General features: G+C 57.6%; 11 protein-coding genes. 8 read left to right on the top strand and 3 right to left on the bottom strand.

The window, feature by feature from the left end; translation table 11 throughout:
- The first annotated feature begins 487 nt into the window (after window positions 1–487).
- The 6 genes from ahcY to cobA all read left to right on the top strand — a co-directional run bounded on the left by ahcY (window position 488) and on the right by cobA (window position 7,491).
- Window positions 488–1,750, top strand: a complete 1,263-nt coding sequence (gene ahcY, locus R6U41_RS12845; RefSeq protein WP_410270238.1) for an adenosylhomocysteinase — start codon at window positions 488–490, stop codon at window positions 1,748–1,750.
- 146 nt (window positions 1,751–1,896) lie between these two features.
- On the top strand, window positions 1,897–3,342 hold the full coding sequence (gene selA, locus R6U41_RS12840; RefSeq protein WP_410270237.1) for an L-seryl-tRNA(Sec) selenium transferase: 1,446 nt from the start codon (window positions 1,897–1,899) through the stop codon (window positions 3,340–3,342).
- A complete protein-coding gene (locus tag R6U41_RS12835; protein ID WP_410270236.1) occupies window positions 3,339–4,697 on the top strand; it encodes a tetratricopeptide repeat protein in 1,359 nt (452 codons plus the stop codon). The genes selA and R6U41_RS12835 overlap by 4 nt, the downstream gene beginning before the upstream one ends.
- 102 nt (window positions 4,698–4,799) lie before the next feature.
- On the top strand, window positions 4,800–5,027 hold the full coding sequence (locus R6U41_RS12830) for an FmdB family zinc ribbon protein (RefSeq protein WP_410270235.1): 228 nt from the start codon (window positions 4,800–4,802) through the stop codon (window positions 5,025–5,027).
- Window positions 5,024–5,965 carry a hydroxymethylbilane synthase gene (hemC, locus tag R6U41_RS12825; protein ID WP_410270234.1) on the top strand — a complete coding sequence of 314 codons (942 nt, stop codon included), beginning with the start codon at window positions 5,024–5,026 and terminating at the stop codon, window positions 5,963–5,965. Before R6U41_RS12830 ends, hemC begins: the two co-directional genes overlap by 4 nt.
- On the top strand, window positions 5,962–7,491 hold the full coding sequence (gene cobA / locus R6U41_RS12820; protein ID WP_410270233.1) for a uroporphyrinogen-III C-methyltransferase: 1,530 nt from the start codon (window positions 5,962–5,964) through the stop codon (window positions 7,489–7,491). The genes hemC and cobA overlap by 4 nt, the downstream gene beginning before the upstream one ends.
- A gap of 65 nt (window positions 7,492–7,556) precedes the next feature.
- On the opposite strand, the gene nuoF is transcribed toward cobA, so the two are convergent.
- Together nuoF and nuoE are read right to left on the bottom strand one after the other, a co-directional pair.
- Window positions 7,557–9,344: an NADH-quinone oxidoreductase subunit NuoF gene (nuoF, locus tag R6U41_RS12815; RefSeq protein ID WP_410270232.1), complete on the bottom strand. Its 1,788-nt coding sequence runs from the start codon at window positions 9,342–9,344 to the stop codon at window positions 7,557–7,559.
- A gap of 87 nt (window positions 9,345–9,431) precedes the next feature.
- On the bottom strand, window positions 9,432–9,926 hold the full coding sequence (nuoE, locus tag R6U41_RS12810) for an NADH-quinone oxidoreductase subunit NuoE (RefSeq protein ID WP_410270231.1): 495 nt from the start codon (window positions 9,924–9,926) through the stop codon (window positions 9,432–9,434).
- A gap of 272 nt (window positions 9,927–10,198) precedes the next feature.
- Here nuoE and R6U41_RS12805 point away from each other — a divergent pair, with 272 nt between their 5' ends.
- Both R6U41_RS12805 and R6U41_RS12800 read left to right on the top strand, forming a co-directional pair.
- Window positions 10,199–10,813: a hypothetical protein gene (locus R6U41_RS12805; protein ID WP_410270230.1), complete on the top strand. Its 615-nt coding sequence runs from the start codon at window positions 10,199–10,201 to the stop codon at window positions 10,811–10,813.
- Between the two features lie 30 nt (window positions 10,814–10,843).
- Window positions 10,844–10,951, top strand: coding sequence for a 30S ribosomal protein THX (locus R6U41_RS12800; protein WP_410270229.1), 108 nt, complete (start codon window positions 10,844–10,846; stop codon window positions 10,949–10,951).
- A gap of 22 nt (window positions 10,952–10,973) precedes the next feature.
- Here R6U41_RS12800 and R6U41_RS12795 read toward each other — a convergent pair whose 3' ends face one another.
- Window positions 10,974–12,521, bottom strand: a complete 1,548-nt coding sequence (locus R6U41_RS12795) for an ASKHA domain-containing protein (RefSeq protein ID WP_410270228.1) — start codon at window positions 12,519–12,521, stop codon at window positions 10,974–10,976.
- Between the last annotated feature and the right edge of the window lie 28 nt (window positions 12,522–12,549).

Here is a 12,549-nt window from a genome sequence, read left to right as displayed (position 1 = left end):
TCCCTGCTGACCGCCTGCGCGCTCAATGCGACTCGAAAACCACCCCCGGGCCGGCATCATGGCCGACTGTGTGCAAAATTTCACCAAGGGGGTCGAAAGCAACACATCCAAGTCTTAAAAAGCGTTGTTTTCATACCCGGTCCCGTGGGCTGGCCCGGCAGGAACCATTCTAAGTAACTTCAGAATAAGTTACTGTTATAGCTCGGTCCCGGGCTGCGGCCGGGAGAGCACTTCCAAGGAAGTCCAAGGGCGGGGTCGGCTTTTGAAGCGACATTGAGCGTTTTTGCATAAAGATTTCAAACTGTTCGAGCAAGGCAGGGCGGGTTTGTAAATTTTAAGCAAAGGCATTTGATAAATCCGCAAAAACGGTCAGGAGCGAAAAAGCCGACCCCGGCCGCAGGGCTTTCTTCCTGTAAAAGCAGCGGACGCGGTAAAAAGCTTTTTACGGTTTTGTCTAACCCAATCAACTTTTCCAAAGGAGAAGCCAATGGACACCGGAAAAAATTATGAAGTCAAAGACATTTCCCTGGCGGGGCAGGGCGCCCGCAACATGGAACTGGCCGAACTCAATATGGGCGCCCTTCTTGAAGTGCGCAAACGTTTTTCCAAAGAAAAGCCCCTGTCAGGCATCCGGGTGGGCTTGGCCCTGCACGTGACCAAGGAAACCGGCGTGCTGGTACGTACCCTGATCGCAGGGGGCGCAGACGTGGCCATCACCGGGTGCAACCCCCTTTCCACCCAGGACGACGTGGCCGCGGCCCTGGCCGAGGAAGGCGTCCGCGTCCGGGCCTACAAGGGAGAAACCACCGAGGATTACTATCGCTACATCAACAATGTCATTGATTTCAAGCCCCATATCACCATTGACGACGGCTGCGACCTGGTATCAGAAATCCATAAAAACCACGCGCACCTGGTCCCGGAAATCATCTGCGGCTGCGAGGAAACCACCACGGGCATCATCCGCCTCAAGGCCATGGAACAAGCCGGTATTTTAAAATACCCCATGATTGCCGTCAACGACAACAAGACCAAGCACATGGTGGACAATTATTACGGCACGGGCCAATCCAGCATTGACGGGATCCTGCGGGCAACCAACCTGCTGTATGCCGGAAAGACCTTTGTGGCCTGCGGCTACGGCAGCTGCGGCAAGGGAGTGGCCGAACGCGCCAAAGGCCTGGGCGCAAACGTGATTGTCACCGAGGTGGACAACTTCCGGGCCCTGCAGGCGCACTATGACGGCTACCGGGTCATGAAGATGGCAGATGCCGCCAAAATCGGCGATGTTTTCTGCACGGTGACCGGAAACAAGCATGTCATCAACATCGAGCACATGAAGCAGATGAAAAACGGCGCAATCCTAGCCAATTCCGGCCATTTTGACAATGAACTCCAGCTGGACCCCCTGCGCAAAGCCGCTTCTTCCGTCCGCCAGGTGCGCCCCTTTATGGATGAATTCGTGATAGACGGCAAAAAGCTTTTCGTGCTGGGAGAAGGCCGGCTGGTGAATCTGGCGGCAGCCGAGGGCCATCCCAGCGAGGTCATGTCCACCTCCTTCTGCGGCCAGGCCCTGGCCTGCGAATACGGGGTCAGGAACAAAAACAAACTTGAAGCCCGAATCCTGAAACTTCCCGAAGAACTCGACGACCAGATCGCAGGCCTGCAGCTCAAGGCCATGGGCGTGGAAATCGACGAATTTACCCAGGAGCAGAAAGATTACCTTGACAGCTGGGAAGAAGGCACCTAATACCGAAAAAAACCTTGAACCTGGCACCTTTGAAATGATATGAGTATATAATTTCTGATTTTAACAGCAAAATCGCCGGCCGGGGACAGGCCGTAACCGGTCTCCGGCCATTTGACCGTATCCACACTCATACAGCATTGCCAGGTATGTCCGGAAAAAACGACCAAGCCCTTCCCAATGACCGGCAGGCCCTGCTGCGGCGCCTGCCCTCGGTGGAATCCATGCTGGAAGCCGCAGCCGGAGATCCTCAGCTGACCGATACCCCCAGATCGGTTGTAAAATCTGCAGTGCGCCGGGTCCTGGATGCCATTCGCAAAGATCTTGTTTCCCGGGCCCCTCCGGCCGATGACCCCGGTATTTCCGAACAGGCCATTTTCCGGCAGATCCGGGACGAAATCCAGTCGGCCATGGCCGAAAACCTCACCCATGTTATCAATGCCACGGGCGTGGTGGTGCACACCAACCTGGGCCGTTCCGTTTTGTCGCAAAAAGCCATGGCGCACATGGCCGCCGCGGCCGGCCGGTATTCCAACCTGGAATTCAACCTGGCCGAAGGACGGCGGGGCTCCCGCTACGAAATCGTGGAGGATCTCATCTGCGAACTCACCGGGGCAGAGGCCGCCATGGTGGTCAACAACAACGCCGGGGCCGTGCTTTTATGCCTGGACACCGTGGCAAGGGGCCGGGAGGTGGTGGTATCCAGGGGAGAGCTGGTGGAAATCGGCGGCGCCTTCCGGATTCCGGATGTCATGGCCAAAAGCGGGGCCATCCTCCGGGAGGTGGGCACCACCAACCGCACCCACCCACGGGACTATGAATCGGCCATCAACGAAAACACCGGCCTTCTGCTCAAGGTGCACACCAGCAACTACGGCATTGTGGGCTTTACCGCAAGCGTTAACCTAAAGGACATGGCTGAGATGGGCAAACAGGCCGGGGTGCCCGTGATGGAGGACCTGGGCTCCGGCACCCTGGTGGATTTTTCCAGATACGGGCTCAGCCGTGAACCCACGGTCCAGCAATCTGTGGCTGCCGGGGCCGACATTGTGACCTTTAGCGGAGACAAACTCCTGGGCGGCCCCCAGGCCGGAATTATCGTAGGTTCCCGGCCGGTCATGGAAAAAATCAAAAAAAACCCCCTGACCCGGGCCCTGCGCATTGACAAGCTCACCCTGGCCGCCCTGGAAAGTACCCTGCGCGCCTACCGGGATGAAGCCTCGGCCATGCAGACCATTCCCACGTTGTACATGCTCACCTGTCCCCTGGCCGACATCCGGGAAAAGGCCGAGCGCCTTGCCGGGCTTCTGAGGCAGATCAACGATGACCGGCTCACTTGCCGGATCATTGATTCGGCATCCAGGGCCGGGGGCGGCTCGCTCCCCCTGCTGGAGTTGCCCACCCGGTGCGTTGCCATTTCCATCCAGGGCATGTCCGCGGCCCGGATGGATCAACGCCTGCGCCAACAGCGGCCCGCTGTCACCGGCCGGATCGGGTCGGATACTTTTATTGTGGACCTGCGAACCGTATTGTCCGATGAAGTTGAAATGATTTCACAGGCCGTGAACCTTTTGCTGTCAGGGAGTCCTTCATGACCGACACCAATGCCTTTGCACACCGCAGCCAGACTTCGAGCAGCGCATTTCTGCTGTCCCAGAGCGGGGTGCGCGAACCGTGGCCCGCCCACGGACCGGCAACAGACCAGGCCGCTGCCCGGACCCTTGAAACCCTGACCAGCCTGCCGGATGCCGCCATATCGCCAGGCCGGCTCATGGAAGCAGCCGCCGGCCGGCTGACGGACACGGATTTATTTTCCGTGCTGGTTTTGCGCATGGACGATTTTGCCGCACACCCGGAGCCGGAAACCCTGGCCCTGGACACAGCCGCGGCCGTGCGGCAGATCTGCCGTCAGCACAGGGGATTCTGGGGGGTGTTTGACGAGGACAAGCTGGCCTGTTTTTTTCCGGGCGTGGATGAAGCCGGCGCCCTTGAACTGGCCCGCGGCCTGCAGGACCAAATCGCCGGCCAGCAGAACCGGAGCCTGACCATCGGCATTGCCGCCTATCCCGCCCTGGATTTTGAACGGCGGGAAATTCTGATCAACGCCCAAAAAGCCCTGGAGCATGCGGAATTTTTCGGGCCGGGCAGCACCACGGCGTTTGACGCGGTCAGCCTCAACATCTCCGGGGACAAGTATTACCAGGCCGGTGATATTGACGGGGCGGTTTTTGAATTCAAACGCGCCCTTGCCCTGGACCCGGACAACGTGAACGTCTACAACAGCCTGGGGGTGTGCTACGGAGTCAGACAGGATCTGGACGCGGCCCTGGAATGCTTTGTCCGGGCAGCCGAGCTGGATCCCGGAGAGGTAATGGCATTGTATAATGCCGGCTACGCGCATATGTGCCGGAACGATCATGAAAAAGCCCTGGAATATTTCTCCACCGCGGAACAGATCGACCCGGAGGTCTTTGAGGTGGCGTTTCAGATCGGCCGGGTGCATCTGGAAGCCAATGAACTGGAAAAGGCACTGCAATACCTGGAAAAGGCGGTGGATTTAAACGAAAAATCCGGGATTGCCTACCGGTACCTGGCCGACTGTTACCTGCGTCTTGGGCGGGACACGGATGCTACAGCCGCTTATAAAACCGCCTTAAAGCTCCGGCCCGATGACGCCGAGGCCCTGTCGGCCCTGGGCTGGCTTTATGACAAACAGGGCAAAAACGCTGATATCGCACTGATGTTCTGCCGCCGGGCGGCTGAAATGGCCCAGGATAACGGGCTGTTCCGGTATCGGCTGGGGCGGATCTATTTTCAGCAAAACGAGCTGGAAAAGGCCCTGGCCGAATTTGAAGCCGCAAGGGCCTGCGGATATGACGCATCTGAAGACATGGCCCGGATTGGACAGATGACCGAAGGCTCGGACACGGACCGGCAGGCCCGGGCATAGTGCAGCCCCGGCCTTGATTGGTTGGTACGCATGGTTAACTTGTTTACATCCGGCCCTGCATGGGATATGAAAGCGGACAAAATTTGCCACAGGAGGCATGTCATGCCCATTTATGAATATTATTGTCAGAAATGCGACAACACATTTGAAACCCTGATTTTCGGAAAAGAAACCCCGGCCTGCCCGGACTGCGGCACCGAAGAAGTCCAAAGGCGGCTTTCGGCCTGCGGGTTTGTGAGCAAGGGCGAAGGCGGCCAGACCGTGAGCGCGTCAGCGGGCTCGGCCTGCGGGGGATGTGCATCCACGAGCTGCGGCAGCTGCGGCATATGACTTCCGGAACCATACGAATCGGCACCCGCGGCAGCCAGCTTGCCCTCTGGCAGGCCAACTGGGTCAAGGATCAGATCCAGGCCCATCTTCCCGATATTTCCGTGGAACTTGCGGTCATCAAGACCAGCGGGGACAAGATCCTGGATGTGCCCCTGGCCAAAGTGGGCGGCAAGGGCCTGTTTGTCAAGGAAATCGAGGAAGCCCTGCTGGCAGAAGACATCCACATGGCCGTGCACAGCATGAAGGACATGCCCGGGGAAATCCCCGAAGGCCTCTGCATTGCCGCCATTCCGGTCCGGGAAAATCCCTGTGACGCCTTGATCGCCAGAAACGTCACAAAAATCGAAGATCTTCCCCAGGGAGCCTCCATCGGCACCAGCAGCCTGCGCCGGGGCTCGCAAATGCTTTATCTCCGGCCGGACCTGGATATCCGGCCGCTGCGGGGCAACATTGACACCCGGATCAAAAAGCTGGAAACCGAAAACCTGGATGCCGTGATACTGGCTGCCGCGGGCATGATGCGCCTGGGCTTCGGCGACCAAATCACCGCAAAAATCGATCCCCAAACCCTGATGCCTGCAGTGGGCCAGGGGGCTTTGTGCATCGAAGCCCGCAAAAACGATGCTGAAACAGCCGATCTGCTGTCAGCCATTCATCATGCGGATACGGCGTGCACCGTGCTGGCAGAGCGCGCTTTTTTAAAGCGCCTCCAGGGCGGATGCCAGGTGCCCATTGCCGCATATGCGCAAAAAATGGGCCGGGAACTGACAATCAACGCCATGGTGGCTGAAATCGACGGTTCGGTGATGTACCGCGAGCAGATGCAGGGTTCGGCCGATGATCCGGAAAAACTGGGATTCGCCGTGGCCGGGCGCTTAATTGAGCGCGGCGCCGGCGATATTGTCCAACGGCTCATAGAGGAGGCCCGGCAGACATGAGCGGAAAGGTTTATCTGATCGGCGCAGGCCCGGGTGATCCGGGCCTGATCACCCAGAAAGGAATCAACTGCATTGCCGCGGCAGACGTGGTGGTATATGATTACTTGGCGTCTGCTGAACTGCTCAAATACGCCCGGGCTGACGCAGAGCTGATCTACGTGGGCAAAAAGGGCGGGGATCACACCCTCAGCCAGGACGGCATCAACGCCCTGCTGGTAAAAAAGGCTGGGGCCGGCAACGTGGTGGCCCGGCTCAAGGGCGGGGACCCGTTTATTTTCGGCCGGGGCGGCGAGGAAATAGAGGAACTGGTGGCCGCCGGACTGGCATTCGAGGTGGTGCCCGGGGTGACATCCGCAGTAGCCGCACCCGCCTATGCAGGCATCCCCCTGACCCACAGGCAGTTTGCCTCGTGCGTGACCTTTATCACCGGCCACGAAGACCCGGACAAGACCGAATCCATGCTCAACTGGCAGGCCCTGGCAGACACCGGGGGCACCCTGGTATTTTTCATGGGGGTCAAGAACCTGCCCAATATCGTGGAAAAACTCCGGCAGTCCGACAAAGACCCCAAAACCCCGGCAGCACTGGTGAGATGGGGCACCACTGCCGGCCAGCAGACGGTTTCCGGAACCCTTGAGACCATCTGCGGCAATGTGGCCGCAGCCGGGCTGAAGGCACCGTGCATCATCGTGATCGGCGAGGTGGTCAGCCTGCGCGAAAAAATGCAGTGGTTTGAAAACAGGCCCTTGTTTGGCCGGCGGATCGTTGTGACCCGGGCCAGAAAACAGGCAAGCGACCTTGTGGAAAGGCTTTCGCAAATGGGAGCGGCCTGTCTGGAAATGCCGGTGATTGAAATCGAGCCGGCAAAGGATTTGTCTGCCCTGGATGCGGCCGTTGAAAACATCAGCGGATACGACTGGCTGGTATTTACCAGTGTCAACGGAGTGGATGCATTTTTCAATCGCCTGCACGCCCTGGGATACGACACCCGGGCCCTGGGCCGTATCCGGACTGCGGCCATCGGTCCGGCCACGGCAAAGCGCATGAATGACAACGGGTTAAACGCGGATATCATACCCGAAAGCTACCGGGCCGAGTCCGTGGTCAGCGCCTTTGCCGGCCAGGATGTTTCCGGCAAAAAAATTCTGCTGCCCCGGGCCGAAGGGGCGCGTCCGGTGCTGCCCGAAGAACTTTCAAAAATGGGGGCCAGCGTGGATGAAATCCTTTCCTACCGCGCCGTACAGGGACAGGCCGAAGCCGGTGAACTGGCCGAGGCCCTGAAATCCGGCCAGGTGGATATGGTCACCTTTACCAGTTCCTCCACGGTGAAAAACTTCATGGCCCTTTTGCCCGAATCCGGGGCAAAGCAGCTGCTTTCCGGTGCCACCCTGGCCGCAATCGGCCCGATTACAGCCCAAACCGCTTCTGATATGGGCCTTGAAATGGACGTGGTTGCAGACGAGTACACCATTGACGGTCTCTGCAAAGCCATTGCCGCCTATTACCAAAAAAAAACGGCGGTCTGAAAAAAGACCGCCGCTGTATCCCGCAATTTCATGAATGCCGGCGGTAAAAGCCGGCATTTGCCGTTTTATTCGATTGCATCAAACCGGCAGGCGTCATAGCAGGCCATGCACTGGATGCATTTTTCTTTGTCAATTGAGGCCGGCTGTTTTTTCTCCCACTGCACCGCACCGGTGGGGCAGGCCTTGAAACAAAGCCCGCATTTTTTGCACTTGTCCGGATCCACGGTAAATTTCAGCAGCGCCACGCATCGCTTGGCCGGGCACCGTTTTTCATAGACATGGGCGTAGTATTCGTCCCGGAAATAATTCAGGGTGGAGAGCACCGGGTTGGGCGCGGTCTGGCCCAGGCCGCACAATGAAGAGCTTTTGATCACTTCCGAGAGTTCCTCCAGGGTTTCGATATCCCCGGGCTCGCCCCGGCCCTCGGAAATCTTTTCCAGGATCTCCAGGATCCGGCGGGTGCCTTCCCGGCAGGGGGTGCACTTGCCGCAGGACTCCTCCTGGATGAAATCCATGAAAAACCTTGCCATGTCCACCATGCAGGTTTTTTCATCCATGACGATCACGCCGCCGGAGCCCATGATGGCCCCGACTTTGGCTATTTCCTCGTAATCCACCGGCGTGTCGAGATATTTTTCCGGAATGCATCCGCCCGAGGGGCCGCCGAGCTGCACTGCCTTGAACTTGCGCTTGTTGGGTATGCCGCCTCCGATATCATAAATCATTTTGCGCAAGGATATGCCCATGGGCACTTCCACCAGGCCGATATTGTTGATATCGCCGGAAATGGCAAACACCTTGGTTCCCTTGCTGCTCTCGGTACCCACACTGGCATACCACTGACCGCCGTTTAGGATGATCTGCCCGACATTGGCCAGGGTTTCCACATTGTTTAAAACCGTGGGCTTGTCCCAGAGCCCCTTGTTGGCCGGAAACGGGGGCCGGGGACGCGGCATGCCGCGCCTGCCCTCGATGGAACGCATCAGGGCAGTTTCCTCGCCGCACACAAATGCGCCCGCGCCCTGGTAGATATCCACGTCAAAACCAAACCCGCTGCCCAGGATATCCTCGCCCAGCAGGCCGTAGTCCCGGGCTTTTTCAATGGCCATGCTCAGGCGCTGGATGGCCAGGGGATATTCCGTGCGGCAGTAAATATAGCCCTGGGTGGCGTTGATGGCTTTTGCGGCAATGACCATGCCCTCAAGCACTGCATGGGGATCTGCCTCCAGAATGCTGCGGTCCATAAACGCGCCCGGATCGCCCTCGTCGGCATTGCACAGAACAAACTTGACATCGCTTTGGGCCTGTGCCGCAAACCCCCACTTCACGCCCGTGGGAAAACCTGCGCCGCCCCGGCCGCGCAGGCCGGATGCCTTGATCTCCTCGATGATATCCTGGCTGCTCATCTCGGTCAGGGCTTTTGCCATGCCGAAATAGCCGTCCCTGGCGATGTATTCGTCAATGCTTTCCGGGTCGATCAGGCCCTTGTTGCGCATGGCCCAGATCATCTGGTGGGCGAAAAAAGGAATTTCGTCCATGTGGGCCATGGTCTTTTTGGATACAGGATCCCGGTACATCAGCCGCTGCACCGGGCGGCCCTTTAAAAAATGGGACTCCACGAGCTCGGCAGCGTCGTCGGCCTTGAGCTGCTGATAAAAAATCCCCTCCGGCTGTACCAGCATAACCGGCCCAAGGGCGCAAAACCCGTTGCAGCCGGTCTCAATCACCCGGACTTCCTTTTCAAGCCCCTGATTTTTCAATTCCGCATCCAGCGCTTCATGAAAACTTTTGCTGCCGCTGGCATGGCAGCCGGTGCCGCCGCAAAGCATCAAATGAAGTCTCGCCTGATCCATGATTATCTCCCGAAAATATTCCAGTCCATGTCAGTATACAAAAATCGGATGAAAAACGCATCCACTCCCTGATGCGCAGCCCGACGACTATTCATATTTTTCCAGAATCCCGGATATCTGATCTGCGGAAATCCCGCCATAGGTATCCTGGTCCACCACCACAACCGGCGCCAGCCCGCATGCCCCAAGACAGCGTACCGCTTCCAGAGAAAACCGCCGATCTTCGGTGGTGCCGCCCACCTCCAGGTCAAACTCCTTGCTGATCCGGCCCATGACCTCCTTGATACCCTTGACATAGCAGGCCGTTCCCAGGCAGGCCCGGATCCTGTGCCGGCCCTTGGGGGTCAGGGAAAACAGGGAATAAAACGTGGCCACCCCGTATACATCACTGGAGGGAATATTGAGCCCGGCGCTGATGTAATCGATAACCTCCACAGGCAGATAGCCCACCACGTCCTGGCTCATGCGCAAAACCGGGATCACCGCGCCCGGGGCGTTTTTCTGGGATTCAATGATATCATCGATTTCCCGGATCATTTCAGGTGTGACATCCGGGTGCTGCAGCTTGTCTGTTGCCGCCATTTTTTCCTCCACAGCCGATTGAATTCAATGCGGTTTACAAATAAAGTAATTACTCTTCCATAACCCGAATCAAATGTCAATGCACGAAAGCGCAACAGGCGCCCCTTTTGGACCGGCGCCCACGGCCTGCCGTTTTTTTATCCTTGCGCCAATTTTGAATGATACCTATATTATTAAGTTAAGTATATGAAACAATCGAATCCTCCGCCGCTATCCATTCCCTGATTTCTGTTTTCAGCCTGTCATTTCACCATGAAAGGGAGGTTATTGTCATGGAAACTGATAAGAATCCGATCAACCGTCTTGCCGGGGCACTTTCCGTAAAGCTTTCAGAACCGGATTGCCAGGTGATGGCCGTGTTAATTGATGCCGCCCTGGAATCGGAAAATGTTTACACCGAGCAGATCCCCCTGTCTGACGAGGAAAAACACGATTACCTGCTCATGGCTTTTGAGGAGCGAATCCTGATTCCGGTCCGGGGCCGGCAGACCGGGGCCTGGGAGGACCGGATGCTGCGATTTGCAGTGGGTGAAATGTTTTTCATGCCCCATGTGGCGCGTATTTTATTTGAGAACGCCCGGCAAACCGGCGCCCTGGATTCGGAATCCGCGGTGCGCAAGGTGCTTTCCCACCATCCGGCCCGATTCATTGACCATTCCCTGATTTTTCTCAAGCAGATCCGGCCCCACACCAAATCCTGCATGGCCGAAGGCGGCCTCATGACGGCTGTGGCCCAGGGCGCGGGAATTGAAACAGACGTCCATGATATTGTTGACAATTGCGTAACGGCCGGTATCATGAATCCATGTACCCGGGGCTCAACCCTGCAGGGACTGGCTTGGTATGAATTTCATCCCTGTCTGTACTGGGATGGAAAATTTCTATAATTATAAATAGATAGAAAGGAGAACAAGAAGATGGGCAAAGGAGACCAAAGATCCAAAAAGGGAAAAATCTGGCGTGGCACCTTCGGCAAATCCCGCTCCAGAAAAAACAACTCCCAGCGGGAACACGACAAGAAATAGCCCTCGGTGCACCGGCCGGGATTTATCCCGGCCGGTGCACCGAGGGAAAACGGCCGGCATCCGTGTGGGGCAGAAACTTGGCTGCGGAAAATCGGTTCATGAAGTCCTGGTTGACATTTAACTCCAGGTAGGTCATCCGTTCTTTGATCGATTCAATGGCTGCCACGGCATTACGGGACTGGAGCAGACGCACGGCGCCTTCCAGTGAACTGTTGCCCAGGGAACAATAAGTGGACTCGGGCAGGTCCGGGATCATGCCGATGGAAATGGCCGAACGGGGACGGATAAAGGAACCAAAAGTGCCGGCCACATAAAAGGCCTCAATGTCTTGAAAGGAAATGCCCACGTAGCCGATAATGGTTTCCAGGATGGTATACATGGCCGCCTTTGACCGGATCAGACTGTCAATGTCGGCCTGACTGATGGTCAAATCTCCGCCGGTGGCAGACTGGTCTGCAAACGCCACCACCAGGTGCCGCATATCGTCTTGTTCCTTAAGACGGCTGCCGCAGGCCTCCGGCACCAGGCGGCCCCGGATATCGAGCATCCCGGAAACAAACAGCTGGGCGGCCAGATCGATCATGCCCGAGCCGCAGATTCCCCTGGGCGGCTTTTCATCAATGGTATGAATTTCAATCTCCCGGGTTTCCGGGTCAATGCGGACGCTGTCAATGACCCCCGGACCTGCGGTCATGCCGATTTCAGACACGCCCCCTTCCAGGGCCGGGCCGGCCGCACCGGCACACACCACCAGCCATTGGCGATTACCCAGAAGCACTTCGGCGTTTGTGCCCACATCCACGAGCATGGCCACCTGTTCGTTTTCGTGAAATCCTGCATAATAGGCGCCGGATACCAGGTCGCCGCCGAAATAGGACCCCACGTTGGGAAAAACAAACACTGCTGCTGCGTCATTGAGTTTTAAGCCCAGTTCGGCTGCCCGCATCACGCCAGGAGCATTGACCGCCGGAATATAGGGCTCCCGGATGATCCCGCCGGCCGGCAGGCCCATAAACAGGTGGGCCATGCTGGTGTTGCCGGACACAGCGGTTAAAAAAATCTGCCCTGGATCAATGCCGGCGCTTTGGCAAAGATCAGCGGTCGCGGCATTGATGCCGTCTATGATCAGGCTGTGCAGCCGGCCGAGCCCCTCGGGCTTATCCGCGTGATGAATCCGGGTGAGGATATCCGGGCCGATTTCGACCTGGGGGTTGTCAAAGGCGGTCTGGCCGAGATTTTCACCGGTCTGCAGGTCCACTATCCGGAGCACCACCCGGGTGGTGCCCAGATCCACGGCCAAGCCGGCGGCGGAAGACTGCTCATGCGGGTTGAGCACATCAATGAGCTGCCATCTGCCGGCTGCGCCAAAAACCACGCATTTGCAGGCATACTGCCATGACCGGAGTTTTTCAGGCAGTTTCCGGCTCAGTTCCAGATTGATGGCCACCCGCCCGGCCCCGATTTTTGCGGCCAGGGCCTTTTCCAGGCGGTCGGCATCCGCGGTGTTATCTTCAAGGGACGGCGGCGGCATGTCCACGTCCACCACCCATCCATTTATTTCGGTTGTCATATAAAAACGATTGAATCCTTGCCGGTTT

This window comes from Desulfosalsimonas sp., assembly GCF_046483245.1.
Classification (GTDB): Bacteria; Desulfobacterota; Desulfobacteria; order Desulfobacterales; family Desulfosalsimonadaceae; genus Desulfosalsimonas.
This window is presented reverse-complemented; position numbering and strand designations above follow the sequence as displayed.

What these genes read in the sequence shown, in the direction of transcription:
- R6U41_RS12830 (WP_410270235.1), top strand. Translation starts at nt 4,800, where the DNA reads ATGCCCATTTATGAATATTATTGTCAGAAATGCGACAACACATTTGAA.
- nuoE (WP_410270231.1), bottom strand. Translation starts at nt 9,926, where the DNA reads ATGGCGGCAACAGACAAGCTGCAGCACCCGGATGTCACACCTGAAATG.
- cobA (WP_410270233.1), top strand. Translation starts at nt 5,962, where the DNA reads ATGAGCGGAAAGGTTTATCTGATCGGCGCAGGCCCGGGTGATCCGGGC.
- ahcY (WP_410270238.1), top strand. Translation starts at nt 488, where the DNA reads ATGGACACCGGAAAAAATTATGAAGTCAAAGACATTTCCCTGGCGGGG.
- R6U41_RS12800 (WP_410270229.1), top strand. Translation starts at nt 10,844, where the DNA reads ATGGGCAAAGGAGACCAAAGATCCAAAAAGGGAAAAATCTGGCGTGGC.
- selA (WP_410270237.1), top strand. Translation starts at nt 1,897, where the DNA reads ATGTCCGGAAAAAACGACCAAGCCCTTCCCAATGACCGGCAGGCCCTG.
- R6U41_RS12795 (WP_410270228.1), bottom strand. Translation starts at nt 12,521, where the DNA reads ATGACAACCGAAATAAATGGATGGGTGGTGGACGTGGACATGCCGCCG.
- hemC (WP_410270234.1), top strand. Translation starts at nt 5,024, where the DNA reads ATGACTTCCGGAACCATACGAATCGGCACCCGCGGCAGCCAGCTTGCC.
- R6U41_RS12835 (WP_410270236.1), top strand. Translation starts at nt 3,339, where the DNA reads ATGACCGACACCAATGCCTTTGCACACCGCAGCCAGACTTCGAGCAGC.
- nuoF (WP_410270232.1), bottom strand. Translation starts at nt 9,344, where the DNA reads ATGGATCAGGCGAGACTTCATTTGATGCTTTGCGGCGGCACCGGCTGC.
- R6U41_RS12805 (WP_410270230.1), top strand. Translation starts at nt 10,199, where the DNA reads ATGGAAACTGATAAGAATCCGATCAACCGTCTTGCCGGGGCACTTTCC.